This is a genomic window from Methylobacterium sp. D48H (assembly GCF_053345715.1).
The window spans coordinates 102,483-128,598 of sequence record NZ_JBKFAP010000017.1 but is presented as its reverse complement, the minus strand read 5'-3'; the positions used below and the strand labels follow the sequence as shown (position 1 = coordinate 128,598).

24 protein-coding genes, 1 tRNA gene and 5 pseudogenes are annotated in these 26,116 nt (G+C 67.1%); 12 read left to right on the top strand and 18 right to left on the bottom strand.

What is annotated here, in order from left to right:
* Positions 1 to 1,420, top strand: a 1,420-nt coding sequence (locus ACLBX8_RS22945; protein ID WP_447715785.1) for a hypothetical protein, incomplete at its 5' end; no start/stop codon positions are given.
* Positions 1,377 to 2,747 (top strand): FHA domain-containing protein, encoded by a 1,371-nt coding sequence (locus ACLBX8_RS22940; RefSeq protein ID WP_447715784.1) that lies wholly within the window; start codon positions 1,377 to 1,379, stop codon positions 2,745 to 2,747. The genes ACLBX8_RS22945 and ACLBX8_RS22940, both read left to right, overlap by 44 nt.
* Before the next feature lie 102 nt (positions 2,748 to 2,849).
* Here ACLBX8_RS22940 and ACLBX8_RS22935 read toward each other — a convergent pair.
* The 5 genes and pseudogenes from ACLBX8_RS22935 to ACLBX8_RS22915 all read right to left on the bottom strand — a co-directional run.
* Positions 2,850 to 3,026, bottom strand: a pseudogene (locus tag ACLBX8_RS22935) (IS66 family transposase); the annotation flags it as partial.
* Positions 3,027 to 3,152: 126 nt separating this feature from the next.
* Positions 3,153 to 3,236, bottom strand: a pseudogene (locus tag ACLBX8_RS22930) (hypothetical protein); the annotation flags it as partial.
* A gap of 64 nt (positions 3,237 to 3,300) precedes the next feature.
* The gene (locus ACLBX8_RS22925) at positions 3,301 to 3,897 is read right to left on the bottom strand and encodes a relaxase domain-containing protein (RefSeq protein WP_447715787.1); all 597 of its coding nucleotides are present in this window, start codon (positions 3,895 to 3,897) and stop codon (positions 3,301 to 3,303) included.
* 1 nt (position 3,898) lies between these two features.
* Positions 3,899 to 4,192, bottom strand: a pseudogene (locus tag ACLBX8_RS22920) (transposase); the annotation flags it as partial.
* Between the two features lie 156 nt (positions 4,193 to 4,348).
* The gene (locus ACLBX8_RS22915; protein WP_447715783.1) at positions 4,349 to 4,903 is read right to left on the bottom strand and encodes a hypothetical protein; all 555 of its coding nucleotides are present in this window, start codon (positions 4,901 to 4,903) and stop codon (positions 4,349 to 4,351) included.
* Between the two features lie 458 nt (positions 4,904 to 5,361).
* Here ACLBX8_RS22915 and ACLBX8_RS22910 point away from each other — a divergent pair, with 458 nt between their 5' ends.
* The 3 genes and pseudogenes from ACLBX8_RS22910 to ACLBX8_RS22900 all read left to right on the top strand — a co-directional run.
* Positions 5,362 to 5,916: a hypothetical protein gene (locus tag ACLBX8_RS22910; protein WP_447715782.1), complete on the top strand. Its 555-nt coding sequence runs from the start codon at positions 5,362 to 5,364 to the stop codon at positions 5,914 to 5,916.
* A 106-nt stretch (positions 5,917 to 6,022) separates the two neighbouring features.
* A pseudogene (locus tag ACLBX8_RS22905) lies at positions 6,023 to 6,499 on the top strand (transposase); the annotation flags it as partial.
* Positions 6,500 to 6,609: 110 nt separating this feature from the next.
* Positions 6,610 to 6,765 (top strand): annotated as a pseudogene (locus ACLBX8_RS22900) (IS701 family transposase); the annotation flags it as partial.
* A 572-nt stretch (positions 6,766 to 7,337) separates the two neighbouring features.
* Here the strand turns inward: ACLBX8_RS22900 and ACLBX8_RS22895 are convergent.
* The 11 genes from ACLBX8_RS22895 to ACLBX8_RS22845 all read right to left on the bottom strand — a co-directional run bounded on the left by ACLBX8_RS22895 (position 7,338) and on the right by ACLBX8_RS22845 (position 18,065).
* Positions 7,338 to 7,535 (bottom strand): hypothetical protein, encoded by a 198-nt coding sequence (locus tag ACLBX8_RS22895; protein ID WP_447715781.1) that lies wholly within the window; start codon positions 7,533 to 7,535, stop codon positions 7,338 to 7,340.
* A 109-nt stretch (positions 7,536 to 7,644) separates the two neighbouring features.
* On the bottom strand, positions 7,645 to 8,403 hold the full coding sequence (locus ACLBX8_RS22890; RefSeq protein WP_447715780.1) for a 3'-5' exonuclease: 759 nt from the start codon (positions 8,401 to 8,403) through the stop codon (positions 7,645 to 7,647).
* A 93-nt stretch (positions 8,404 to 8,496) separates the two neighbouring features.
* Positions 8,497 to 8,814, bottom strand: coding sequence for a DUF6634 family protein (locus ACLBX8_RS22885; RefSeq protein WP_447715779.1), 318 nt, complete (start codon positions 8,812 to 8,814; stop codon positions 8,497 to 8,499).
* An 84-nt stretch (positions 8,815 to 8,898) separates the two neighbouring features.
* On the bottom strand, positions 8,899 to 11,892 hold the full coding sequence (locus tag ACLBX8_RS22880) for an AAA family ATPase (protein ID WP_447715778.1): 2,994 nt from the start codon (positions 11,890 to 11,892) through the stop codon (positions 8,899 to 8,901).
* Complete coding sequence (locus ACLBX8_RS22875) at positions 11,892 to 12,476, bottom strand: hypothetical protein (RefSeq protein WP_447715777.1); 585 nt, start codon at positions 12,474 to 12,476, stop codon at positions 11,892 to 11,894. The genes ACLBX8_RS22880 and ACLBX8_RS22875 overlap by 1 nt, the downstream gene beginning before the upstream one ends.
* Positions 12,477 to 12,640: 164 nt before the next feature.
* Positions 12,641 to 12,955 (bottom strand): hypothetical protein, encoded by a 315-nt coding sequence (locus tag ACLBX8_RS22870; protein ID WP_447715776.1) that lies wholly within the window; start codon positions 12,953 to 12,955, stop codon positions 12,641 to 12,643.
* Positions 12,956 to 13,570: 615 nt separating this feature from the next.
* Entirely contained in the window at positions 13,571 to 15,223 is a 1,653-nt protein-coding gene (locus tag ACLBX8_RS22865; RefSeq protein WP_447715775.1) for a hypothetical protein, read from the bottom strand.
* 72 nt (positions 15,224 to 15,295) lie between these two features.
* Positions 15,296 to 15,385 (bottom strand) — tRNA-Ser (locus ACLBX8_RS22860).
* Positions 15,386 to 15,466: 81 nt separating this feature from the next.
* Positions 15,467 to 16,585: an ATP-dependent DNA helicase gene (locus ACLBX8_RS22855; protein ID WP_071000197.1), complete on the bottom strand. Its 1,119-nt coding sequence runs from the start codon at positions 16,583 to 16,585 to the stop codon at positions 15,467 to 15,469.
* Positions 16,582 to 17,514: an oxygen-dependent coproporphyrinogen oxidase gene (hemF, locus tag ACLBX8_RS22850; protein WP_447699983.1), complete on the bottom strand. Its 933-nt coding sequence runs from the start codon at positions 17,512 to 17,514 to the stop codon at positions 16,582 to 16,584. Before hemF ends, ACLBX8_RS22855 begins: the two co-directional genes overlap by 4 nt.
* A 137-nt stretch (positions 17,515 to 17,651) precedes the next feature.
* Positions 17,652 to 18,065 carry a PaaI family thioesterase gene (locus tag ACLBX8_RS22845; protein ID WP_056526422.1) on the bottom strand — a complete coding sequence of 138 codons (414 nt, stop codon included), beginning with the start codon at positions 18,063 to 18,065 and terminating at the stop codon, positions 17,652 to 17,654.
* Between the two features lie 484 nt (positions 18,066 to 18,549).
* Between ACLBX8_RS22845 and ACLBX8_RS22840 the strand changes: the two genes are divergently transcribed.
* The 4 genes from ACLBX8_RS22840 (at position 18,550) to ACLBX8_RS22825 (ending at position 21,807) form a co-directional block, all read left to right on the top strand.
* Positions 18,550 to 19,059 carry a MucR family transcriptional regulator gene (locus ACLBX8_RS22840; RefSeq protein WP_091675820.1) on the top strand — a complete coding sequence of 170 codons (510 nt, stop codon included), beginning with the start codon at positions 18,550 to 18,552 and terminating at the stop codon, positions 19,057 to 19,059.
* A 545-nt stretch (positions 19,060 to 19,604) separates the two neighbouring features.
* Entirely contained in the window at positions 19,605 to 20,066 is a 462-nt protein-coding gene (locus ACLBX8_RS22835) for a GNAT family N-acetyltransferase (RefSeq protein ID WP_091675813.1), read from the top strand.
* 69 nt (positions 20,067 to 20,135) lie between these two features.
* Positions 20,136 to 20,492 (top strand): hypothetical protein, encoded by a 357-nt coding sequence (locus tag ACLBX8_RS22830; protein ID WP_020091135.1) that lies wholly within the window; start codon positions 20,136 to 20,138, stop codon positions 20,490 to 20,492.
* A 184-nt stretch (positions 20,493 to 20,676) separates the two neighbouring features.
* The gene (locus ACLBX8_RS22825; RefSeq protein WP_020091136.1) at positions 20,677 to 21,807 is read left to right on the top strand and encodes a DUF2336 domain-containing protein; all 1,131 of its coding nucleotides are present in this window, start codon (positions 20,677 to 20,679) and stop codon (positions 21,805 to 21,807) included.
* A gap of 11 nt (positions 21,808 to 21,818) precedes the next feature.
* Here ACLBX8_RS22825 and ACLBX8_RS22820 read toward each other — a convergent pair whose 3' ends face one another.
* The gene (locus tag ACLBX8_RS22820) at positions 21,819 to 22,169 is read right to left on the bottom strand and encodes a hypothetical protein (protein WP_447699982.1); all 351 of its coding nucleotides are present in this window, start codon (positions 22,167 to 22,169) and stop codon (positions 21,819 to 21,821) included.
* Between the two features lie 252 nt (positions 22,170 to 22,421).
* On the opposite strand from ACLBX8_RS22820, the gene ACLBX8_RS22815 reads away from it, so the two are divergent.
* Positions 22,422 to 24,314, top strand: coding sequence for a sensor histidine kinase (locus ACLBX8_RS22815; protein WP_447699981.1), 1,893 nt, complete (start codon positions 22,422 to 22,424; stop codon positions 24,312 to 24,314).
* A 26-nt stretch (positions 24,315 to 24,340) separates the two neighbouring features.
* Complete coding sequence (locus ACLBX8_RS22810; protein ID WP_447699988.1) at positions 24,341 to 25,051, top strand: peptidoglycan-binding domain-containing protein; 711 nt, start codon at positions 24,341 to 24,343, stop codon at positions 25,049 to 25,051.
* A gap of 66 nt (positions 25,052 to 25,117) precedes the next feature.
* Here the strand turns inward: ACLBX8_RS22810 and ACLBX8_RS22805 are convergent, their stop codons facing one another.
* On the bottom strand, positions 25,118 to 25,408 hold the full coding sequence (locus ACLBX8_RS22805) for a hypothetical protein (RefSeq protein WP_447699980.1): 291 nt from the start codon (positions 25,406 to 25,408) through the stop codon (positions 25,118 to 25,120).
* A 326-nt stretch (positions 25,409 to 25,734) separates the two neighbouring features.
* Between ACLBX8_RS22805 and ACLBX8_RS22800 the strand changes: the two genes are divergently transcribed.
* Positions 25,735 to 26,073 (top strand): DUF1491 family protein, encoded by a 339-nt coding sequence (locus ACLBX8_RS22800; RefSeq protein ID WP_020091141.1) that lies wholly within the window; start codon positions 25,735 to 25,737, stop codon positions 26,071 to 26,073.
* Positions 26,074 to 26,116 lie beyond the last annotated feature (43 nt).

Below are 26,116 nucleotides of genomic sequence, written 5' to 3'. Positions count from 1 at the left end.
GAGCAGCGGTGACGGCGGCGATTCTGGATCTGGGCGCTTCCTCGATGGACGCGAGCCGTCGCCATCTTCACCGACGGCCGCGGCTGCCAACGGGGGCGCCGCAACTGCGCCAGAGCGGAGCACCGCAACAGAACGACGAGCCGTTGAAATCTCCAGCAACGCCGGTAATCAACAGACACAAAAACTTACAGCTCCAGCCCAGATAGCGGCTGGGTTGTCTGGACTGGATGTTGATCAGGCATTAGCAGATATTCGCTCCATCCGCGATCGAAGAACCTCCTTCTCCGAACTGCCTATAGATAGACAGAACAATGTTAGAAAAGCTGAGTTTCTAGCGCAGCAAGTCGACCGCAGAGCACTCGGCGAACAAATAGCTAAATTACAAGGCATAAAAGATGAAGCATCTGGCTTACAGCGCGGCATCATAGATGAAAATGCCTCAGATACTAAATCTGCCAAATTTTATGGAAACATTGTATTTGGGTCTCAGCTATTAAATGTCGCAGCTGATCTAGGAAAAGCATCGAACGTCCCAACTTTGAAGGCTTTTGGCAATTATTGGTACGGAGTTCAGACAGTCACCAAAGTAGTGTCGGGATCTTTAAAAGCAAATTCTGCCCTAAATAGAATTTTTTTATCTGCAGACGACAACACGAGCCTCTTTCCACCTGGAGTTATAACTGCGAGAAACCGAAATTTGGGCGCGAATGCAACCCGCACGAGCTTTTCGGCAAATTCCAATTCTAGCCCGTCATCTCTCAATGAAACAGTATCTTCCAACAACTCTCTGCCTGAACGTTTCTTAAACGGCGTCGATACTGCGAGAAATCTTGGAAAATTTGCAGAGGGGTCAGAAAAAATCATGGAGGGGAGCGAGTATCTTCATAACCCGGGAAGGTTGGCGAAAATCTCTGACGGAAGAAGCAATATTGAGAATGTCAGCTCGATGTTCGAAGCAGCCTCTAGTTCTCGGGAGGCTATGGAGCACATCACAAAAGGTGAATACGGACAGGGTTTGAGACATGGACTCAAGATGGCCAAATCGATAGTAGAAATTAATAATCCAGTATTGGCCCATAAGATAGAAGGAATATCTGACGGCTATGAAGGTTTGAGTGAGTTTGGCAACCAAACCGACCGTCTGGGACAAGCGGAACAGATCTTCCGTATCGGAGGTGGCGTCCTTCGCTTTGCTAACAATGACCTTGGAGAGGCCGCGATTCATGGAAGTGAAGCCATAGCCACAAGACGTGACTTACGTGAAATAGACGAACTTGGTGATAAAATCCGAAAGGATAGTGCGCGCGCGGGGTCTCAACTTGAGGAGCGGATCGAAAAATATCGCCAGCTTGAAATGATAAAAGCCTTAGGAATGTATGATGCTCCAGCTGTACCAACATCCAATGAACATAATGAATAGAGTTATGGCAAGAGCAGCACTCGTGTCTCTAATCGCAATTTGCTGCTCCGCACCAGTTAATGCCGACGAAGGCAAGGTGACGATAAACCAAGACCGCATTATCGCGGAGATGCAGGTTTTATCCGACGTCGCATTAGTGCGATGGCGATTTCTGGGGCAACCCAATTACCCTATTGACAATATCAGCGCAACGGTCTCGGATCAGCCATTAGGAGAACCGGAATGGAGTCCTTATCCCGGGCCGAATGATGCCACGAGAATACTTGTACTTCTTGACTCTACAGGGCAAACTCGATCTGAGGCGCTCAAAAAGCAGATTGCGGCACTATTCGTCCTTGCGGATCGCACATCTCTAAATGACAGTATGGGTGTTGTTGTATATGGCAGTGAAACTAAATTGTTGCCAGTCGCCAAGCCCGAAGAATTGGTCATCTCTCTTGCGGCGCTGGAGCCCGAAAATGTCGATCCGGATTTGAACCAAGTTCTAAGAGATAGCATCAATGCGATTGCCGCCGTGCGTGGTCAACGCAAAGGCATTTTTGTATTCTCGGATGGCTTCTCCAAATTTCCGCTCCAAGAAGAAGTGCTTATTCATAACGCACTCGATAACGGAGTATCCATATATTTCGTTGTTGGCGGCAATGATCGACCTGTTGAATATAGCAAATTGCAGGATATTGCCTCACACACAGGCGGTCGTGTTGTGAGCGACAACAACCTAAAGGAATTTCTACAAAAGCCATTTGAAGTGCTCAAAAGCGGCGGATTAGCGGCTTTTCCCCTGCCTCCTCAGCGGCGCTGGTTTTGGCAAGCTTCGCCAGAGGTGCAGGTAACGTTCCACATGGGTCCTGAACGTGCAGTCATAAATTCATATATGAAAAACTATGAACGGATCCCATTTGATTACTTCAAATCACATGCTCTAGAAACACTTCTGCCCGGCGCACTTGCCGCTTTTTTTATTACAGCTGGGACCTTGATGGTCCGAAGCAGAAAAAAGACCGTCGCGCAGCAAAAAAGAGATGAAGAAAACCAAGAAGCCAACGTCATTATAGAGGAAATTGATACCGGACGTGCCCATCCGGTAAATGATTTTCCGGCAAGCATTGGTCGTTCCGAACAAAACACCGTCGTAATTGTAAATTCTACTGTATCTAGCCATCATGCATTAATTGTGAAAAACGACGATGGAACCTATGCGATCACATGCAAGTCTAATACAAATAAAACCAAAATAAATAACATTAAGTCTGAACAAGCATGTTTGTCAGACGGCGATTTAATACAATTAGGAGACGTGAATCTCAGATTTTTTGTAGTGAAATAGGTGCTAGATGTTTGACTCCGGCATTTGGTAGAGCGGGTTTTACCTCAAGCAGCTTGGCTTGGCCGACCATGCTTTGCATATGGCCTCATTGGGCGTGAGGCCGCGCATATGGCCCTCGTAGCCGGGCTTGGCGCGCCGGGCTTGAACTACGCGCTGCTCTTTGCGATCGGTCGCGGGCGGCTTGGACGAGGTGCGCGAGGTCTTCTCTGGCCGCTGCAGCCGCAGCACCAGCTCGATCAGCTCCTCGCGGCTCAGCCGTTCCAGTTCGCTGCGGCCCATCTCACGAGAGAATCCGCGAAATCCGTCCCGCGCAAGGGCGTGGGTAATTACCCCGCCATCACAGGCCTGGGTAATTACCGGCGCCAGGCCGATCACCTGAATGCCGCTCAGATGAGCCGAGCGGACGATCGCCTGCGCCGCCGTGGTCTTGCCTGTTCCGGCGCCAGCCTCGATCAGCCCTACGCCGTCGCGGTTGCCGGCATGGCGCACCGCTTCGGCCTGCTCCGTGGACAGATGGGGCGCCTCGGTCAGCGCCAACTCGACCGCCTCAGGGCTAAGCCAGTCGCGCTCGTCGAGGCGGTTGGCTACCCGCAGCAGCGCGGCCTCGCAGGCGGCGATGCCAGGTGTGGACCAAGCGGCGGTCGCACTCCGCGAGTAGGTCTTGCGCGAGCCCGATCAGGGTGCCCTCCTGCTCCAACGCGGCGAGCTCGGCCCCGACTGCCGCAACGCCGATCCCGCGCAGTCCCGCCTTCTCAAGGCCGCGCTGCAGCAGGTCCTTGCGGGTGATCACGCTCTCGTGCCGCAAGAGTGCGCTCGCCGCTCTGGCGACCGGACCGTCGCCCGCGACCTCCGGCGGATCGAACGTGAGATCCCGCTCGGCGTCGCGACTGCTGATGACAGCGGACAGATTACGCTCAAAGGCTCGTGCTTGTTCGGGTTCGGCCGCGCGGCTCGCCTCGCGAGCGGCGGCCCAGACATCGACGTCGAGGTCGGTGATCTCCCGCCTCCAGCGGGCTTCGAGTTCTGGTCCTGTTGGCACCTCATCCTTGCCTTGGCGGGTGGCGAGCGCGGCGATCTCACGTTGAGCCGGTGTCGCGTCCGGGCCGACTCGCGCCTCGATCTGCACGCCTCGCTTTGAGAATGCCGCCAGCACCATCTGCGGTACTCCGGCGATCTCCCACTGCCCTTGACCCGCCGCTCGGAACCGGAGACAGGTCCGCCACGAGCCGCCGCAACCGAGCGTTCTCGCGCTCCAGGTCCTTCATCTTCCTGGCCTGGCCGACCTGAAGGCCGCCGTACTCCTTACGCCAGCGGTAGTAGCTCTGCTCGGAGATCTACGTCTCCTTGCACGCCAGCGCTAAGCTTTTACCTTGTGCCGTCTGCACCTCGATCTGGCGCAGCTTCAGTACCACCTGCTCCGCACTCGTCTTCTGACCTCGCGGCATGTCCGACTCCTCTGGTCCTGGCTGATCCTCTCAATCAGCCCAGTCCAAAGCCAGTCGGTCAGGTCACCCCGCTGCACACACTTGCAATCCGGACAAACGGACGAGGCTGCGACGGGACGCATGATACGACCTAACGAGCACAAACCAGCGGAATTCTCAAGTTGCCCCAAACCTGTGACCTTCATCATAGACACACGATGTGAAGGTTACCGATAAGATATTCGATTTGTAGTCTGGTCCCGTAAAATCGCCTTTGAACGATTTTATTTTACAGTCAGTTCCGTTAACAGTCAGGACAAAGTCCGATACATCGTGAGATGTCGGTACGCCTTGATAGTAAAATACGTTTTCGTAACGTACTTTGAGCCTACCACCTGTTCTGTTTACGGTGAGACATACAACGTAACCTTGGATGCTACGATTCTCAGCACAACCCCGCACGCCAACAGGGGTAACAAGGCCCCCTTCACCTTTGCCGTCCACACCTGCGTTGTCGGAGCTGAATACTGTGCCATTTTCTGACAGGTAGAAATCCACTGATTTAGTCCCATCTAGCACCGGAGTGACCCAGCCGCCGCGACCTAGATTTTTCAGCTTGTACTTTGCAATTAGGTGATAAGAATTCTTGTTTGCCTCCGTGCTTTCTGCTATATGCGCTGAAGAAAGTAAAGAAACTAACGACAAAAGCCATATCCTGCACATCACACGCATGTTGTCGCTTCCTCTGTTCGAAGTTTATAGAATAAACGTCTGTCGCAGCTATATTGCGCGTCCAAACGCACTGCCTGCTGCACAAACTCAAAGTACAATGATTGGTCTATAGATCTGCGATTGGCCCGGGCCGAGTTCAAGAGGCGGCAACTACCGAGAAACTTTTCGGGCTGCCATTTTATAACGCTGCAGCAAGGTGCCATACAAGAAATTGCAGAATCCTGGGAAGCCGCCGCACATCTTACATGTGGAAAAATGCGGTAAACGTCAAATCACCGATCAGAAACTGCGGCAACCCTATAGGGGAAACGTCCGTCCACTGGGTATTGTATGAATACCGCATTGCAGCCCTTACTGCTATAATCATGGTATAGCCCAAGCCTCCCATCCTAGCAGTCTGTGCTTAGAGGGGCGTGGGGCCGAGTCGCGCTCGAAATTAAGCGTGGAGAAGCAGACCAATGAGAAACATCTTTACTGTGCCACTTTTTACAAGCGCAGTCTCTTCCCTGACGATGCTTTATAGTGCCGGAGCGCAGGCGCAACCACTTAATGGCAGCTATGCGACTTGGTTGACTTTCCCGGTGAGCAATGCAGGAACTATAAGCATCTCTGAAATGTCTAATAGCCCATATTTTTACTATGCTAACGGAAAATTTTTCATTTCTGATCATGGCTCAGGGGGGCGTAGCAACAACGTGGGTGGGGTATCTCTTTCCAGCGGCCAGCGAAAATGTGGGGTCGATAGGCGATTCGGCTTAAAACATTGCTATACTGGGCGCGTGGAAAGTGGCGGCCTCTATTTCAAGGCTGAGTATATAAATGACTCTGGAGCCTTGCAGGAAGCTATAGAGCTGCGCGTCACCGCGGACGGATCACAGAAATGTCAGGTTAACTATGCGACCCTTTATCGAAAAGACCCATTATTTATGGGCACAAGAGGCTATGACTTCGCTAGCTCGACGTTTAGGCAGGACGAATGCTTGTGGAATCCTGGGATAACATCTATTCACTAGCATCGCCTAAGTTCGACTTTGGCCATTTGCGGCGCGCCGAGTGGGCGGGGGTGACGAAGCGGGCGTGACGGATAGGCTGGTGTCGTCCCCGCCAAGAGACACCACCATGCTGCCCCTGCCCACCCGCTTCGCCGGGATCATCCTGGCGTTCGCACCGCTGTTCGTCCACCGCTCGTGGCGATACGCCCAGATCCTGCTGGTCGGCGCGATCCTCACGCCGGGGCAGCGCACGGTGACGAGCGTCCTGCGCATCATCGGCCGCGCGCAGGAGCGGCGGTTCGTGAACGTCCATCGCATCCTCAACCGGGCGGCGTGGTGCCCGCGCTCCGGCAGCCGTATCTTGCTCGGGCTCCTCGTCGATGCGTTCGCGCAACGTGGCCCCGTGGTCCTGGGACTGGACGACACGATCGAGCGCCGTCGCGGCAAGCGGATCGCGGCCGAGGGCATCTACCGTGATTCAGTTCGCTCCTCCGACAGCCACTTCGTCAAGGCGAGCAGGCTGCGCTGGATGAGCCTGATGGTGCTCGCCCCGATCTCCTGGGCGGGGCGCGTCTGGGCGTTGCCGTTCCTGACCGCGCTGGTGCCGTCAGAGCGCGCCTGTCGCGAACGCGGCCGTCAACACAAGCCGTTGCTCAACGTCGGCGGCCAACTTGCCCTCAGGCCCGACGCTGGCTGCCGAGGCGCGACCTCGTCGTGGTCGGCGACAGCGGCTTCTCGGCCTTGCTGTTCCTCGACGCAATGCGCCGCGCTCGCATCACGGCGATCACCCGCCTACGGCTCGACGAAGCACTCTACGATCCCGCCCCGCCGCGCCCGCCTGGCACGATCGGACGCCCGCGGACCAAAGGCGCGCGGCTGCCGACGCTCGCCGCGATCCTCGCGGCCAAGGACACGCGCTGGCACGCGGTCGTGGTGCCCGGCTGGTATGGGGCGGGCGAGCGCACCCTTGAGATCGCCTCGGGCACCGCGGTGTGGCGGCACGGTGGCTTGCCCGTCGTACCGATCCGTTGGATCCTCATCCGCGATCCCGAGGCGCGCTTCCCACCCCAGGCCTGCGCCGGGACCGGAGGAGTTGGGGTAGAAGCGAGGACAGAGGCCGAGCGCGGAGCAGGTAATGCTGATGTTGCGCCAGATCAAGGTACAGACGGCCCAAGGCAAAAGCATCGCCGTCGCCTGCAAGGAGGCGGATGTCTCCTAGAGCTACGTAACGAGTGGATACGCCAAGGGATTTTCTATTTTCTGAAAGAAGCACAGATCGTAATCAGCCTATGGCAGAATACATGCAACCGCGTCCGACCACACTCGTTGCTGGGTTATCGGCAGCCCGCGCCCGCCAGCTAGCCGGATCTGGCCTTCCGGCTACCCATGGCCGCTACCATGCAGTAGCTTCACATCTAGCCCGGTCGAAGATACCGGTCAGGTCAGAAGCCGAGCGCGAAGTCGCCGAGGTGCCAGATGTCGCCGGAAGAGGCCACGCGGGCGTTCCAGGCCTCGACCAACGCCGCGTTGTAGGTGCGAATATTGGGGAAGGGCTTGCGGCTCGGCCTTAGAATAGTGCCGTGACAGAATTGGGTGCCGGCGGTGAGTCTGACCTGGAGGCATGGGGACCTCGATGGCATCGGCGAGCGTCGCCCAGCGCGATGTGAGGGCACGACCTGGGCGGCGGTCAATCCAGCTCCTGTCGAGAGGCCGCCAGGGGATAATGGAGGGATCGAGACGAAGGGCGGGTTAGGCAGGGCAGGTCGTGGCGGTGGTGGCCGGTTTCGCCTGGCCGGACGCGACGTCGAACCCGCCGGGTCGGAGGGTAGAGGCCGCGAGGATGCCGTAGAGGTCTGTCTCGCTGCGTGTGTGGGCGTCCGGATCCAAGGTGCCGCACAACCGCTCGTAGGCTAGAAACAGCCGATAGGTCGCGACTACGTCCGACATGCAGTAGGCGGCAACATCGCCGATCCGACCCTGCGCGACGAGGTCGGCGACGGCGCCCCCGTCCACCCCCTCAGTCTTGCCCGGCAGGCCCATCGCCCGGCACAGTGCGTCAAGCCCAACCTTGGCGCGCGCATCGTAGCCCGCGAGCACATCGCACAGATCCAGCGCCGCCTCGTCGTAGCGTCTATAGTACGGCCGGCAGGTCAGGCCCGGGGCTGCCAAACCGTTGACCAAGGCGCGGTAGCGCAGCACCGGCAGGTCGAACGAATGCCCGTTGAAGGAAACGAGGCGTGGCCGCAGTTGCGCGATCCGGGCGGCGAAGTCGCGGATCAGCCGAGCCTCGGGCCGCTGGCCGACATGCGGGGCGCCCAGCGTACGCACCCGCCAAGCCCCATCCACCCGCTCCGCCACCAGCGCGCCGATGCATACGATGGCGTGGTAGATCAGCTTCGGGAAGCCCGTGCCGAGCTTCTCCCGCGCGCCGTCAACGTCGGCAGGGTCGAGACTGTGCACCCGCGCCACAGCGGCGAAGTCTGGCACGGTCTCAAGGTCGAACACCACGACGGTCTCGGGCGGGGACACGGGCACGGCGGCCTCCAAGGGAGCAGGGACGGCGCGATGGGAAGGGCGACGCTGGGTGGCGTGGCGGCCCGCTCAGCGGGCGGCCGGCCCGAGGCGGTAGAGGCGGCTGAGGGTTCGGGCCCAACCGGCATCCGCGTCGAGGAGGAGCGGCCGCGAGGTAACGACGCGGCGGTCACCGTGCAGAACCGGGTGGTCGCCGACGCAGCCGACCAGCGCCGGCTCGACCGTCGGCACAAGGGTGCGGCGCCAGGCGGTCAGGCAGGGCGCGGCGGCGAGCTCGCGTCCGTCGGGTGGCTCGCCAGCGGTGAGCCGGTCGAAAGCGTCGAGCGCGCTCTCCAGGCGCACCGCATCGTCGACGGCTAGGTGCAGTTCCAGGCTGGGGCGGATCACGGCAGGTACTCTCACAGGTGGTGAGCGGGATGGTCCGCGTCAGCGGTCTGGCCGATCCCTGTCGGAAGGCGGGACGAGCCGCCCTCAAGCGGTCGACGTGGGTGCCGGCATGCGGCGGTCGGCGGCACGACCGGCCCGGACGCGGACGCGGGGTTGGTGGCTGGCGGCCACGGCTGCAACCTCGGCGCCGACCAAGACGCGGCGGGCGAGGAGCGCCTCGACCAGGGCCAGCACCGCCGCTCGGTCGGCGCGCACCAGCGCCTCGGCGGATGCCTCAAGCCGCTTCAGGTCGGCCTCGACGCGCTCGGCCAGCGCCGGGTCCTCGCGCAGCAGCACGGTGACGTGCTCGGGATCGACCGCCGCGGACAGGTTTTCGCCCAACCCGTAGCAGGCGTGCGCGGCCGCCACGAGCCGGGTGGCCTCGCGCAGGTCCGACCCCGCCCCGGCGGTCGCGCCCGTCCCGAGCACCCTGTCGGCGGCCCGGCCGGCGAGCAGGCCGACCACCTGCCGTTCCAGCCCCAACCGGTCAGGCATGCGGTCGAGCAGGCGCACGCGGGTGTGGCCGCCGCGGTCCTCGCCCGACTGGATCGAGACCTCGGTGACGACGAGCCCGAGGCGGTGCGCAGCAAGCGCGTGGCCGGCCTCGTGCAGGGCGACCGCGCGCAGCTCGGCCTCGAGCCGTACATCGGCGGGGGCGATCTCGGCCAGGAGGTCGTCGAGGACGATGGGCCGCCCACCCGCCCGCGCCCGGCCGCGGGCGCCGCGCACGCAGCCAGCCAGCATGGCACCGGTCATGCCGGCCGACAGCCGCGCCGCGGCGCCGAGGTCGACCCCGGCGAGATCCTCGCCGAGATGCGCGCGCAGTACGCCGAGCCGGCCGGCTTCGTCGGGCGGGCCGATCAGGAACTGCCGGTCGAACCGTCCGGGTCGCAGCAGCGCGGGGTCGATTCGGTCCAGGGCGTTGGTAGCGCCGATTAGCACCACGCCCGCACGGCGCAGTCCCTCGACCCGGACTAGGGCGTAGGTCACCACCGGCAGCCACCATGAGGCACCGCGGTCGTCGAGGCGGGCGCGGTTGGGTAGGGCGTCGAGCTCGTCGAGGAACCCCACCGCCGTGCCGTCGCGCCGGGCCGCCCCATCGAGCTGATCGGCGAAGGCAGCGACTTGCTTGATGACCGAGTCGAGGTAGCCCGGTGAGTTTGCAAACCACACGCCAACGCTGGTCTCGATGAAGGTCACACCGGCCGCGGCCGCTAGCGCGCGGGCGAGCGTGGTCTTGCCCGTTCCGGGCGGCCCGAACAGGACGGCGGACTCCAACACATCGGCCGTCGTCTCACCGCGGCGCACGCGGGCGATGTCGGCGGCCGTGCGCAGCGCCCAGTCCCGGGCCTCGCCGTACCCGGCAAGCTGCTCCAGCGACGGGGCGGCCGCGGCCGCGGCTGGGACGCCGATCCTCGCACGGCTGGCGCGACGGATGCGGCCGAGGCAGGCGGCGGGCCCGGCGCCCGCGCGCAGGGCGGCGGCGACGTCGAGCAGGTCGAGCCCCGCGAGGTCGGCCGGATCGAGGCGGACGCGCGGGCGGCGACCGCACCACAGCCCGACGGCGCGGGTGACGAGGGCCGCATCGAGAGGCGGCACGACCAGGATGTGGTCGGCCGCGGCCACGAGCACCGGCGACAGGATGCTGGGGTCGGGCGCGATGGCCACGAGCGGCCGGCCGGACCCGATGCCCTCGGCGGCCTCGGCGTCCGGCTGGGTGCCGGCGCCGCCGCGGGGCGGGGACGTCTTCGCCATGACGCGCATCCCGCGGCCGCCGGCGAGTCGGACCGCCTGCTCGACCGGCCCGACCCAGGCGGCGCCGGGCACGATCACCAGCACGACAAGTGGGCGCGCCTCGCGCAGCGCCCGGCACAGGCGGGGCGTCAGGAGCGGGTCGAGGGCGAGCTCGGCCAGCAGGCGGACCGGCTCGACGAGGCCGTCGGCCCGGCGCAGCCCGCGCCAGCCGGCGGGACCGCCGGCGTGCCCCGCCCCCTGTCCAGCACCCTCCTCCAGCAGCGGCTCGTCGAGGCCGTCGGCCGCGAACACGACCGGCTCGAACAGGATGGCCTCCGGCGCCTCGGGACCGACGTCCGCCTGTGCCCGCGCGACCGCCTCCGTCGCCGCAGGACCGGCGACGTCTTCGGTTCGGCCGTCGCCACCTTCGGTGATCTGGCTGCTGTCCATCCTCATCACCACTCCTCCTCGCGGGGGGGTCGTCGCGATTTCGACGATGCAGGTCGGCTCGAAGCTGCCGCGGCATTCGTCGCGGTAGCCGTGGGGGTTCGAGATGAGGCGCGTCGGCCCAAGCTGGACGTCGACCGGGTGGTGGGTGTGGCCGGAGATCCAGAGATCGGGCCGACCAGTGTCGATCAGGCCCGCCAGGTCACTGGCGAAGGCCGCGCTCAGCGGGTCGCGGCCATAGCGCGGGCTGATGCAGACCGGGTGCGGGGCGTGGTGGGTCACCACCACGCTGGGCCCTGCGAACGGCACCGCCAGCGTGTCCGCGAGAAAGCGAGCCGAGGCCACATGCAATTCCGCGGCATCGCCCGGAAGGAACGGCCGCCACCCTGGGCGATGGGTCAGGGCGATCGAGCGGTGGTCGCTCAGGCCACGGTACGCTGCGGCCATCGCCACCGCTCGGTGCACGTCCCCGAACAGCCTGTAATCCGTCCACAGGGTGCAACCGAGGAAGCGCACGCCGGCGACGATCACCACGTCGTTCTCCAGCAGGGTGATGTCAAACAGTTGGGCCGCGTCCCGGGCGCGGGCCAACTCTCCCATGATCGAGCCGCCGTAGTACTCGTGGTTGCCCAGCACCGCGATGATCGGCGTCGGGACCGGGACGTGCCGGCGCAGGTAAGCGAAGGCGCGCTCGGCGCCCTCGCAGGTGTCGCCGGCCACGACGACGAGATCGGCGCCGGGGGCGAGCCGCAGCTGCCCCAGGTCGGCGACGTCGACGTGCAGGTCGGACACGACCTGCACCCGCAGGATCGGCGCGGTCGAGCTGTCGTCCGGGGAGGTGATCGCCGGGCCGCCCATCACGCGGACGCCTGGGTCAGGAGAGAGGCGACCTGCCGGGCAAGCCGAGACTGGGCGGGCTGCAGGACGCGCAGACCCGCGTCGGCGAGCAGGCCGAGCCCGAGCAGGACGACAACGTCGAGCAGCTTGCGGTCGTCCTCGCTCAGCGGGAAGTCCCGCAGGGGCTTACATCCCTTATACCAGTCGAGCCGCGCCTCGGCCTGGACGATCTCGGAAAAGGCTTCCTGCAGATAAACGGTGTCGGCCTTGGAGAAGTGCTTGGAGCGCAGGACGTAGACCTCCTGCGCGAAGGCGGTGATCTGCGGATCTGCCTTGTGGTCGCCCAGCCGCACCCACAGCTTAACGCCCTCGCCGACGCGCACGCGGCGCCGGCCGTTCTGCCAGCCAACGATGAGGTACACGCCACCGCCGCGGTTGCGGGCGAGCCAGGCCTGGAGGTGGCGCAGGTCGTGCCAGTCGGCGGCGACGACCTGCTGGCCGGTCAGGCGGTCGAAGACGCAGCGCAAGCTGGTGGCGGGCTTGAGTTGGCGGGTGACGGTGGCGAGACGGAACTGGCTCAGGATGAGGAGCAGGATAGCGGCCATGACGGGTCTCCGGCTCGGCCGCGGTCGTGTGCGGCCGGCGCGAGGGAGGAATGGGTTTGGCGTGCGGGGCCCGCCGCCGGCCCTATGGGCGGGACGGCGGAATCGGGCGGCGCTCCGGGGTGCGCCGCCGAGGGGCGATCAGGAATCGCGCGGGGAGTGGGGCGTCAGCGGAGCGCGGGACCGATCCGCCAGACGCGGCAGGACGCGCCGAAGGCGGAGACGAGGTCGATGGCGAGCAGGCCGGCGTCGACGAGGGCGAGCACCGCCGAGATCGGCTGCGGGTGCTCGGGGATGGCGTCGGCGAGGTCGCCGAGGCTCGCGTCGCCGGTCTCGTCCACAGCCGTAAGCAGCGCGAACTGGACGTCGGGCGTGATCAGCGGATGATCGACGAGGTTGGGGTGGGGGAACTGAGTTCCGGCGAGGGTGGGCCGGACGGTGTTGCGCGCGGACACGGGTCCGCCGTAGATGACCGCAGCCATCGTGTGTCTCCTGTTACCGCAGGATGACGCGGATGGTCAGGTCGCTGGCGCGGCTGGAACCGCGCTGGCGACCGCCCCTCTGGAAAGGGGCGGAACGCCGGACCGTAATCCGCATCGGGCAGACAGTGCGCCTGCCCTACATCGCAAAACATGGAGCAGATCGGCAGGTATTGGAAGAGGTCGGCCGCAGAAAAACGCCCGCTCCCCAAATTCAACCGAATGATGGTTAAATTAACTATGACCACGCCTCGGCAATCCAGCGCGGGTATGATGCGACTGCCTTATTATTTGTCCGATGAGGCCTTCCGAATGCCTGAAAAAAGCAACGAGGGGTCCAGCGACGTCCGCTGTCCAGTTGCCTGGTCGGAAGCTGACGGTGCAATCGGCGACGGGCGGCAAGAGCGACGGCGTCATCTTCAGCGGTCTCTGCGTCTCGGCACAGCCCTTTCCCTGCGGCACCTTTGTGGTACACGCTGGCGTGTTACCGCAGCTGTGATGCGAGCGATCTCAATGACTTAATGCGGCACCTGCGGCCAGCTGAGTATCGTAGCACCCTACTGAGTTGCTTTAATCCTCTATTTCGAATGCTCGGTCGTTAAACAACCGTGGGTGCTATCACGTTACCCGAGATGGCCGTCCGCCCTTTGGCTGACGGCGAGAAAACGCCTCGAAGTCGATTTTCTTCAGCAACTCCCAATCGACACCGGATGGCAGCGGCGCAGTGGCGAACGCCCGAAGTTCGCCATTGGTCATCTGGCCGTCGTAGCGGTCATGCACGTCGGTGAGTTCATGCCCAACCTGCAGGCGCACGGCCCGGGCGGGCAGATCAAGGTCGCGGTCGTGGCGGATTTTACCTGCACGAAGGCCGTGGAATGTGCTCGAACGCTGCGGGTCCGCACCCGACCGCTCGTAGAGACGCGACATCCGCTTCTGCGCGGCGTCAGCCGGATCCCTGGCCCGCATCAGCATCGGGAACACCGGCCCGGACGCCCGTAGCGCCCAATCGATGAAGCCGCACTCTGCCAAGAGGTCGTGCAGCACGAACAAGCCGAGTGACTCGCCGGTCTTGAACGGCACCGGCTCCCAACGGCCTTCCCGCATCTGGTGTGATTGCGGCCGGTAAACCCAGACGCCGTTGTAGCGCAGGATGTTCTCGCGCCGCATGAAGGCAAGCAGTCCGAGCCGCCGACCGGTGAGCTGACCGAGGGCGGGCAGGAGAGCATCGGACAGGATGCCGGTATCGATGCCTGCGCGCACCACCTTGCCAAACTCGTCCTGATCGGGTGCGATCCTTGCCCTGGGTGGGGCTGCCCGTTTCGGGATCACGATCCGTCCTTCGAATGCGACTCGCACCTTGGCGTCGGCACAGGCCTCGCGCAGGATCGTCTTGATCCGACTGAGGTAGGTTTCCCGGATCGACTTTTCGGCGAGCCCAGGCCCTTCAGCCGCCTTGTTGTCCGCGATGTACTCCGCGACTTTGCTGAGGTCATAGTCCTCCCGCTTCGAGACATTCGACGGAAGCCATGACAACTCGTTGGCGAAGTTCTGGAGGTCCGCGCGGTCGTAGGCGTCCACCGGCTTGTCGCCGACGAGAGCGATGAAGACCGCCGCGCGGTGGCGCAGGTAGCCGATCTCTGGATGCTTGGGATCGCCATAGGTCTTGATTCGACCGGCGATGAAGTCCGCTGCCGCCGCGCTGAATAGAGGCCCTTGCGGTCCTTTCTGAGCGCCGATCATCTGACGGATGGCGGCCAGCTCGGCCATTACCGGATCGGGCTTGAGGGCGATCGCGACTTGTGGGAGGCCAAGCATGCCGCGGGCGGCGTTTTCGTCGGTGAGCGCGGCGAGCATCGGTACTTCCGGCCGCAAGCGCGTCGCAACCGGGTCGCCCAACGCCCGCCTCACTCCAACATCGGCCAATAGATCGAGGACGCCTTCGACCGCCGGATGTGCAATGTTGTCCGGCAACTTGCACCGAGCGACCGCGTCCAGGCCGAGCAGCACAGGCAGCGCACCAGCCAGCCGAGATTCGGTCTGCCGACGGGCATCGACGGGTGAAATATCCTGCATTCGAGCGCTTTCGATCCGCGCGAACTCGACACGTGCCAAGCCGCCGAGCACGTCGGCGATCCGACGCGCCTGCGCATTCGGCACACGTCCCAGGCTGACTCGGATCGGCGCCAGGGTCAAAGCGGGATCGAGCGCCTTCGGCACACGGATCTGAAAGACGGTGGTCCCGCCGTTGCGGGTCAGGTGGCGGCTCGGCACGCGTGTACATTCCCGTGTACATCGCGGGCGATAGCGGCTTCAGCGGTCGGGTCAGCGCTCTAGAGAGAAATCTGGCGGAGAGGGGGGGATTCGAACCCCCGATGCCCTTGCAGGCATGCCGCATTTCGAGTGCGGTGCATTCAACCGCTCTGCCACCTCTCCGCAAGGTGCCTCGATGAGACGGGCGGTGCGTAGCACGCGTGGTCCCGCTTCACAAGCGAGACGTCGCGCGGCGGCACCGCATCAGACCACCACGGTGATCGCCTGCGCCGCGCGGGTCAGGCCGGTGTAGAGCCAGCGCGCCCGGTGCTCGCGGAACGCGTAGGATTCGTCGAACAGCGTGACCCGATCCCACTGCGACCCTTGAGCCTTGTGCACCGTCAGCGCGTAGCCGTAGGTGAACTCGTCCGTCTCGCGCCGCAGGAACAGCGGGATCTCCTCGTCCGTGCCGGAGATCATCGCGCGCAGCACCTTGATGTCGGTGGGCTTCCGGCGGAGCGCCGGGTCGTCCTCCGGCACCACGTCGAGGCGGATCAGGTCCGGACGCGGCGGCGCGCGCAGGGCCTGCACGGTCCAGGTCGAGCCGTTGAGCAGGCCCTTCACCCGGTCGTTGCGCAGGCAGACCAGCTTCTCGCCGATCGCCGGCATCGGGTCCGTGTGGCCGGCGAGCTCCCGCAGCCGTGCATTGTAGAGGCGGCGGGTCTTGTTCAAGCCGACCAGCACCTGATCGCACTCGAGCACCTCGGCCGGATCCAGGGCGCGGCGCGACACGATCCGGCTCTGCCCGTAGCTGCCGAGCTCCAGCCGGCCGCCCTCGCGCACGGTCATGGCCATGCGGACGATCGGGTCGTCCTTGGCCTGCCGGTGCACCTCGGTAAGCATCACGTCGGGCTCAGCCTCGGTGAAGAAGCCGCCGCCGCGCACCGGCGGCAGCTGCGCCGGGTCGCCCAGGACGAGGACCGGCCGCTCGAAGGAGAGGAGATCGTTGCCGAGATCGGAATCGACCATCGAGCACTCGTCGATGATGATCAGGTCCGCCTTGGCGGCCGGGCCCGAGCGGTTCAGCGTGAAGGTCGGCCCGCCCTCCTCCGCCTCCTTGGTGCGGTAGATCAGCGAGTGGATCGTGGCGGCGTCGTAGCAGCCCTTCTGGCGCATCACCGAGGCCGCCTTGCCGGTGAAGGCCCCGTAGACCACCGTGCCGTCGACATCCTCGGCGATCCGGCGGGCGAGCGTCGTCTTGCCGGTGCCGGCATAGCCGAACAGCCGGAACACCTGCGATCTCCCGTCCCGCCGCCACGCGGCGATCGCCTTCAGCGCCGCGTCCTGCTGCGGCGCGTAGGCGGCCGGCAGACCCGCACTCACGGCCAGCGCACGGTCGGCGGCATCGAGGAGAGGATGGAGGCGACGTTGCCGCCCGTCTTCAGGCCGAAGATCGTGCCCCGGTCGTAGAGCAGGTTGAACTCCACGTAGCGGCCCCGCCGCACCTGCTGCTCGTGGCGGTCCGCCTCGGTCCAGGGCGTGCCGAGATTGTCGCGCACGATCTTCGGGTAGGCCTCCAGGAAGGCCCGGCCCACGTCGCGGGTGTAGGCGAGGTCGGCCTGCGGCGTCCCGCTCCAGAGGTAATCGTAGAAGATCCCGCCGATGCCGCGCGGCTCGTTCCGGTGCTTGAGGTGGAAATACTCGTCGCACCACGCCTTGTAGCGGGCGTGGTCGATGCCGTGCGCCGCGCAGGCCCGCTCCAGGCAGGCGTGGAAGTGGCGGCTGTCCGGATCGTCCTGCGTGCGGCGCCGGTCGAGCACCGGCGTCAGGTCGGCCCCGCCCCCGAACCACGCCCGCGTCGTCGCGACGAACCGGGTGTTCATGTGCACCGTCGGCACGTGCGGGTTCCACGGATGGGCGATCAGCGAGATGCCGGTGGCGAAGAAGCGCGGATCCTCGGCGGCGCCGGGCATCTGGGCGCGGAATTCCGGCGCGAACTCGCCGTGCACCGTCGAGATGTGCACGCCGGCCTTCTCGAAGACGCGGCCCCGCAGCATCGCCATGACGCCGCCGCCGCCCGGCCGCCCGGTATGGTCGGTCCGGTTCCACGGGGTCTTCTCGAACGTCCCGGGGCCCTCGGGCGCGTCGGGGTGGAACGGGCCCGCCGCCTCCGCCTCGAGGGCCTCCAGAGCGGCGACGATCCGGTCGCGCAGCGTCTCGAACCACGCCGCGGCCTCGGACTTCATGGCCGTCACGTCGGCCTCGGAGGGAGGCGCAGCCAGGGCTGCGCGCGCGTCGTCCGGCATCGTCATGACACAGGCTTTTCCACCCTGCCGGGCGCACGTCAATGCGGTCGCGGCCCCGCACGGGCGCGCAGGGCTCCCGCGCAGGGCTCCCGCGCCGGTGTCCCGACCGGCGACGACGCCCCTACGCGGCCCCTACGCGGCCCCTACGCGGGCGCCGGCCGCTCGCCGACGGGCTTGAGCAGCCCCGTGGCGGTCGCCACCAGCTCCCCGGCCTCGTCGCGGATCTCGGCCTCGCAGAAGATCACCGACCGCCCCGCCCGGGTGACCCGTCCCTCGGCGGTCAGGACGCCGCGGCCGGGGGCGAGGAAACGGGTCTGCATGTCGAGGGTCACCACGGGGCGCCCCGCCCGCAGCCGCGCCGCCGTCCCCAGGGCGACGTCGAGCAGGGTGCAGAGCGCGCCGCCATGGGCGATGCCGAGGTTGTTGGCGTGCTCCGGCCGCAGGGCGAGGCGCAGCCGCGTCCGGCCCGCGCGCACGTCGAGCGCCTCGATCCCGCAGTGATCCACGAACGGGATGATGGCGCCGAAGACGGTGCCCGTCTCCGAGCGCTGATCCACTTGCTGATCCACTTGGTGATCCCCTTGCCGGTCCACTTGCTGGTCCACGCCGATCGCCCCGGATCCTGCCCCGCCCGGATCCTTATCGCCCGGCCGCCTCCGAGGCCATGACCGGTCCGCGGCAGATCACGTGACAGTCCGGCCGAAACGTTCGTCCCGTCCCGAAGGCTCACGGGACATCGCGGCGGGCCGCCGCGTGAAGTTCTGCGCCTCTCATCAGACCGGAGACGGATCTTCGCAGAGGAAGCCCGCGGCGAGATCGCGGCGGAAGGCATAACCGGCGCCCGTCCGCGTCGCCCGGTCTCGTCCAACTTCGGCTCCGGGGTGTCGGTTTGCTCGACGGTCGATTTCAGCTCGACCCACGGTTTGAATAATATGCGTGTTCATGGCAGGGGCATTGTGTAGGGAAATGCTCGACGACGACTTGATTTTGCTGCACAGACGTTAGAACCGTCTCACGACGGTCGGATAGAGGGAATCATCGATGGACGACAACGCCACTGAGCAGCAGCAGACCTTTATCGAGCAGGCGTCCGACATCGTCTCGGCGTATGTCTCGAACAATTCCGTGCCGATCAGCGAATTGCCCGGTCTGCTCGCCGGCGTTCACGCCGCGCTGACGAAGCTGTCCGCCCCCGCGGCGACGGTCACCGAGGCGGCCGACAAGCCGACGCCGGCCCAGATCCGCAAGTCGGTGACGCCGGACGCCCTGATCTCGTTCATCGACGGCAAGCCGTACAAGACGCTCAAGCGGCACCTGTCGCGCAACGGCCTGACGATCGAGCAGTATCGCGAGCGCTTCGGGCTGCCGCGCGACTATCCGTCGACGGCCGCGAGCTACTCGGCCCAGCGCTCGGAACTCGCCCGCAGCCTCGGCCTCGGCCAGCAGCGCCGCAAGTCCGCCGCCCCGGCGCCCGAGCCCGAGCCCGTCGCGGAAGTGGCCGAGAAGCCGAAGCGCGCCAGCCGCTCCCGCAAGGCCAAGGAGACGGCCTGAGCCCGGCCTGAGCCCGGCCTGAGCCCGGCCTGAGCCCGGCAACGCCCGGGCTCGTGGTTACCGGCCGGCGCGCGACCCGCGCGCCGGTCCGTTACGCGAAATCGGCGAGGTCGTCGGCTACGTCGCCCGCGGCGATCTCCGTCTCGGCCTTGTGCCGCTCGACCGCCTCGGCCTCCACCCCGATCTCCGGCCCGACCTCTGCCTCGGTCATGCCGGACCGCGGGCCCGGCCCCTCGGGCGCCGGCGCTGTCTCCGGCCGCGCCTGGCCGGCCTCCCCTTCGGAGGCTCGATCCGTCACCCGCCCCGCCATGCTGCGCGCTCCCCGATCCGCCGACGGGAGAGCAAAGCGCGTACGGCCCGGCGCGTTCCGCGCGCGCCGCATCACGACGGCGCCGCGCGCGACGGAGCCGATCCCGCGGTGATCGCGATCTGCGGGATGGCGCCGCGTTTGAGCCTCAGGAGCGCGACGCGCCGTGTCGAGAGGCCTCGCCACGCGTTGAACCGCCGGACATGCATGCGCCGGACATGCCGATCGGGAGCGGGATTTGGGCAATCGCTACGGGCTGGAGATCCGCGCCGCCGCGGGGCCGGACGCCGCGGGTCTCGCGGCGCTGCTCAGCGAGGTCGGGGTCGCGGTCGGCACCGCGGACCTCGCGGCCCGGCTCGAGGCCCTGCAGCGGGACGGCGGCATCGCCCTCGTCGCCGTGGAATGGGGGCCGCCGAGCGGCCTCATCGCCGTCGCCCCCGTGCGGACGCTGGACGCGCCGCGGCCCTTCGGCCTGATCACCGGCCTCGCGGTCGCCGCCGAGTCGCGCCGCCGGGGCATCGGTCGGGTCCTGCTGAAGGCGGCCGGCCGGGCGGCGCGGCAGGCGGGCTGCGACCGGCTGCTCCTGGCCGCGGGGCCGGACCAGGCCGCCCTGCGCGCCTTCTGCGCCGCCGCCGGCTTCGCCGACGAAGGGACCGTGCTCGCGCGGCCGCTGCTGAAGCGGGGCACCGGAGACGGCTGAGATCCGCGACATCCTGGCCGAAGCCGGCGGGGCTCACCGGGCGTTACCCCCGGAGAGTGGAGCCCCCCGATGACGCTGCGATCCGAGACCCCGCCGCCGCCCGCGAACCTGCCCTGCGATCCGCCGCCGGATTCCGAGGCGCCGACCGCCGCGCAGCTCAAGGGCGACATCGACAGCGGCCGCACCGCCGACAAGACCCCGCACATGGATATCGGCGCGGCCCCGCTCGGGACCTGCGAGGAGGCCGGCGGGACGCCGCCGACGCCCCGGGAGGTCCGGATCGCCCGGCAGAACGAGCGGGCGCCCTCGGAGCGGGCGGCCAAGGGTTACCCGCATCAGCGGCAGCCCTGGGTCCTGCCGCTCTACGCCGGCATCATCGTCGCGGCCGCCGTGGGGCTCGGCCTCGTGCTCTGGCTGACGCGCTGACTGCCGCACTGACTGATGCGCTGACTGACGCGCTGACTGACGCGCTGACGGTCGGGCCGGGGCGGGACCGCGCCGGTGCCATCCTGGCGCAGGACGGCACGGTCGCCGCGGAGGCGGTTTAAAGGTCGATTCACGTCGATGCGGTTAGCGTGACCTTACTGCAGTCTTGCGTAACCGATCCTCCATGCCCCCTTCCGTCGATGCTCCGCCGGACCTGTCCGGGCTCCTCGAACTGTCACGCATCGAGAATCTCGATCTCAAGCCGGTGATCCTCCGGGTTCAGACGGACCTGTTCGTCCGGGCCGCGGCCCGGGACCGGACCGAGATCGAGATCTTCGAGTCCCTGGCCTGCGGCCTCATCCCGACGGTGGACGAGGAGACGGCCCGGGTCGTGGCCCGCAAGCTGGCCCCCTGCCCCGAGACGCCGCCCGCTGTGCTGGAGGCGCTCGCCCTGCGCGGCGGCGGCGCCCGCGACGCGGTGGTGGAGCTGGCCCCGACCCTGAGCCACCGCCTGATCGAGGCGGCCCTGGCCGAGGGGTCGGACATCGCCGCCCGCATCGCCGCCCGGGCCGGGCTGAGCCGGGAGGCGGTGGACGAACTCTCCCGCGAGGGCCGCCCCGAGATCGACCGCGCGCTGGCGGCCAATCTCGGCCACACCCTGCGGGGCGCGGCCCTGTCGCGGCTCGTGGACCGCGGCCGCACCGCCCCCGACCTCGCCCGGCTGCTGCTGGTCCGGCCCGACGTGTCGGCCGCCGACCTCGTGCCCCTGTACCTGCACGCCGACCCGATGCGCCGCACGGTGATCGGCCGGGCCGTCGAGGCGACCGCCGCCCTGCGCCCCTGCCCGCCGCCGCCCCGCGGCCTCGGCGAGACCCTGACCGGCCTGTCCGCCGCCCGCGACGTTCCCGCCTTCATGGCGGCGCTGGCCGACGGGCTCGGCCTGCCCCGCGATTTCCTGACCGTGGTCGCCGACGCGGGCACCCGCTACGACCTCCTGACCCTCGGCCTGCGGGCCGCCGGCCTGCACGAGGAGGAGGCGGTCTACATCTTCCTGACCCTCAACCAGGGGGTGGCGCGCTCGGCCGAGCGCGTCGCCGATCTCGTCCGGCTGTTCCGCACCGTGAGCCGTCCGGCCTCGCGGGACCTGATCGCCGCGATCCTCGACCGGCCGCTCGCCGAGCGCGGTCGGAGCGAGGCCCACCAGCCGGCACACGGCCCGGAGGCCAAGCTGCGCCAGGGCGCCGAGCGCGTCGCCGCGCAGCGGCCGCCCCTGCCGGCGCGGGCCCGAACGGCGAGCGGCGGGGAGCCGGGCTGACCGGCCGGCCGTCAGCGCGGGCCGGTCCGGGGATCGCTTTTCGGATCGTTCTGCGGATCGCTCTCCGGATCGGCGCCCCGCCACGCGGGCTGCCGGTCGGTCTCCTGCAGGGTGTCGTTCGAGGGCGCCTCCGCGGCGCGGCGGCTCAGCTCCGCCATCAGGCCGCGGGCCAGCACGGCGCGCACCGCCCGGTCCCGGGTCTCGGGCGGAACCGCCTCCAGGGCGGCCGGCACGACCGCCTGGGCGCTCGGGACCGCCCCGGCGAGCCTGCGGGCCTCCGCGGCCGGGTCCGCTCCGGTGCGAAGCATGGCGAAGTAGGAGAGCACGCCGATCACCAGCGCGGCGCGCAGCAGGACGGTCATGGAACGGTTTCTCCGCTCGAGATCGCGCGAAGCATTCGACGGATTTCGTGAACTGGGCCTCTACCAACCCGAGCTTTCCCGCACGATGGTGAATGAAGCTTGTTCGCGATCGGCTGGTTACCTTGCGGAAAGCATCCCGGCCATTCGGACAAGTCCCGCAACACTCGTTTAAGCCGGCTCTGCGACCGTCCGGTAGTCGTTCGAAGTCGAACCGGAGGCGCGACGGATGCGGGAACGCAGCCAGCGCGACGCGTGCCAACCTTGACCATCAAGACCGTCCTGACGTCGCTGATCGATGACCGGCTCGCGGGCCTCGTCCACGAATCCGTGGTCGACAATCCGGCCGCCCGCGCGCGCCACCAGCGCTTCCTGGTGTCGCGGCTGGCGACCGGCGCCGTGATGATGGCCGGGCTGCCGCCCTACCTGCTGTGGCGCGGGGTGCCGTCGGGCTTCGAGGTCCTGGCGATCGCGAGCCTGCTGCTGCCGGTCTTCGCCGCCGTCCTCCTCACGCGCACCGGATCCCTCTGGGTCGCCCACGCGGTCTCGTCGGCGGGCCTGACCGGCCTCGTCGTCGCCCTGGCGGGCGTCACCGGCGGCGTCACCTCGCCCGCCGCGGTCTGGCTCGTGGCGATCCCCCTGGAGGCGCTGGTCTCCGGCTCGCTCCGCGCGACGATCGCGGCCGCCGCGATGGCGGTCCTCGGCGTCCTGACCGTGGTGGCCCTCGGCGCCTGGGCCGGCTCCCTGCCGGTCATGGACATCTCGGCCGCGATCGCCCTGCCGGCCTTCGCCATCACGGCGATCGGCCACGTCGCCGCACAGGCCCTGGAGCACATGCGCAACGAGGGCGTCTGGCGCGAGCGGCTGCGCGACAACGAGGCGCGCGACCGGCTGCTGCTCTCGGCGATCGACGACCTCGTGACCTGGCACGACCGCAACGGCCGCGTGCTGGAGGCCTCGGTCTCGGCCGTCCGGCTCCTGGGCAGCGACCCGGCCCGGCTGCGCGGCCACGGCCTGCTGGAGCGCGTCCACGTCGCCGACCGCCCGGCCTTCCTCAAGGCGGTGAGCGACGTCGCCGCGACCGGCCGGCCCGCGACCCTGCCCCTGCGCCTGCACGTCGAGCCCGAGACCGGCCGCGCCGACGGCGCGAGCCTGATCTACGCCGAGATGCGCGCCCACCGGATCGAGCACGGCGCGCACGACGCCGCCACGGCGGTCGTGGCGGTCACCCGCGACATGACCGAGCACCACCGGCACGCCGTCGAGCTGGAGCGCGCCCGCGCCGAGGCCGAGCGGGCCGACGCGATCAAGGGCCGGTTCCTGGCCAACGTCACCCACGAGCTGCGCACGCCGCTCAACGCGATCATCGGCTTCTCCGAGGTCCTCGCCGGCGAAGGCGCCGTCAGCCTCGGACCGGTCCAGGCACGGGAATATGCCGGCATCATCGGCGCCTCCGGCCACCACCTGCTCGGCGTCGTCAACACGCTGCTCGACATGAGCCGGATCCAGAGCGGCAATTTCGACTGCGCCCCCGAGGCGTTCGACATCGCGGACCTGCTCCGGGCCTGCTGCGACATGATGCGCCTGAAGGCCGACGCCGCCGGCGTCGTCGTCACCGCCGCCCCGTCGGGACCGGTGGAGATCACGGCCGATCCCGCCGCCTGCCGGCAGGTGCTGATCAACCTCATCTCGAACGCCGTGAAGTTCACCCCGGCGGGCGGCCGCATCGACCTGTCCCTGCGGCGCGGCGCCGGCACCCTGGACATCGTCGTGGCCGATACGGGCGTCGGGATCGGCGCGGACGACCTGCCCAAGCTCGGCACCCCGTTCTTCCAGGCCGGGAGCGGCGGCTACAAGCGCCAGCACGAGGGCACCGGCCTCGGCCTGTCGGTGGTCCAGGGGCTCGTCGGCCTCCACGGCGGCTCCCTGCTGATCGAGAGCGCGCCCCAGGCCGGGACGGTGGTGACCGTCACCCTGCCCCTCGTCTGCCAGGCCCCCGCGGCCGCCCACGGCCCGGCCCCGATCCGCACGGCCGTGCGCGGCGCCCCGGTCCCCCGCCGCGTGGTGCGCCTGCCGCTCGGCCTGTTCGACGCGGAGCCGGGCCTCGCCGCGGCCCCGGCCGACCCGGTCCTGCGCCGCACCGGCTGACCCGAAGATCCCCGGAAGGAGACATGATGTCAGGCTACCGCGAGATCACCGTACCGGGCGAACCCGGCCGCGCGCGCCGCGCCGCGCCGCGCCGCCCCGCGGTCCAGGGCGACTGGCGCGCCGTGCTCGTCGGCGCGCTGAAGGCGACGGGCGCCACCTGCCGGACCAGCCCGGGCGCCGTTCTCGGCAGCCTCGTCGCCCTCGGCGCGGCGGGCTTCGTCTGCGTCAACGCCCTCGGCTACCAGACCGGGCGCCACCCGGCGCCGATCCTGCCGAAGCTCGCCCAGAAGGTGCCCGCCCCCCGCGAGGCGGCGCCGGCCGCCAGGGAGGCCCTCCGGGAACCCGCGCGGGATCCGGTGCGGGTCATCGAGGCCGACCGCGCCGCCACGCCGGTCCCCGCCAAGCCGGCGGCCCGGGACGCGATCGGCGAGCTGATCCGGTCCGAGGAGACCACCGCCTCGGTCACCCCGAAGGCGTCGCCGGTTCGGCCGGCCTCCAAGCCGGCCGCGAAGGAGACGGACGCCAAGGCGGCCAAGTCCGAGAAGGACGGCGATCCGGTGCTGCGCGCCCAGAAGGCGCTGTCGAAGCTCGGATACGCGGTGAAGCCCGACGGCGCGATGGGCCCCGGCACCCGCGCGGCGATCGAGAAGTTCGAGCGCGGCGCCAAGCTGCCGGTGACCGGAGAGGCGACGGGCCGGACCCTGCGCGAGCTGATGGCGCGGGCGGGCCACGGCTAGCGGGACGGAAGCGGCGCCCGCTCCGCGGAAGCGGTGCGGGCGCCGGTCGTCGTGAGAGCGCGTCCCTCAGTACTGCGTGCCGGTGAACCGGCAGATCGTCTTGCAGCGCGGGCCGCCATTGGCCTGCCAGGACTTCGCGTGGCCGATCGATCCGGTCATGTCCTGCGTGGGATTACCGCCGGGCCGGTGCACGACGATGTTGCAAGCATCACTCGGCGTCCGCTGGTAGCGCGGGCAGGACGCGGAGTCGCGGTGGCCCAGTAAATCCATGAGCGTCTCCGGACGGGCGTGGGCCGACGGCACAGCAAAGCACAGGCAGGCGACGATCAGCGTCGCGAGCGAGGTCATTTTCCGCATCGGATTGCTCCTCAAATCATCGTGGCATGCGAATTCGGGCGCCCTTTGCTCAGTTAGGCGGCAGAAAATACTATAGATGTGCGCTGACGCACATCGTTCAATTCTTTTTTAATCCCGAAAAATACTGGATTTTTTGGCGGATTATTCGCCGCGCTGAGCCGTTTGCTCTAGACGGGCGGCGTCGCGCATCCGCGCTTGCCCGTGCCGGCGCTTTCGCGCATGGCGGGGCTTGCGCCGCTCACAACCGGCCGGGTTTCAGGGGCCGACCGCCGCGCCGGATCGCCCGCCCGCGGCGCGGGCCGCGCGATTCACAGGGCTACAGACGCATGCGCCTGCGCTCCGATTTCTGGGTCTCGGCCCATCTGCGGCGTCTGGACGTCGCGGGCATCCCGGCGGTGCTGCGCCGGCGCGGATCCGCGGAGGCGGGCGCGATCTTCGTGAAGGTCGATCGGCTCGACGGCAGCGCCGACCTCTACGGACCGGCGCCGCAAGCGCTGTTCGAGGCCGAGGAGAGCGGCGACCGCCGCTTCGCCGCGATCGTCACCGGCGGCAGCCCGCTCGACGTGGAGGAGCGCCTGACCAAGGAGATCCGGTTCGATTCCGATCTCTGGATCGTCGAGATCGACGACCGCCAGGGGCGGCATTTTCTGGATCTGGCGGAGTGATACCGTTTCCGGTTGGAGACCTCGCCACCGTCTTTGCGAGCGC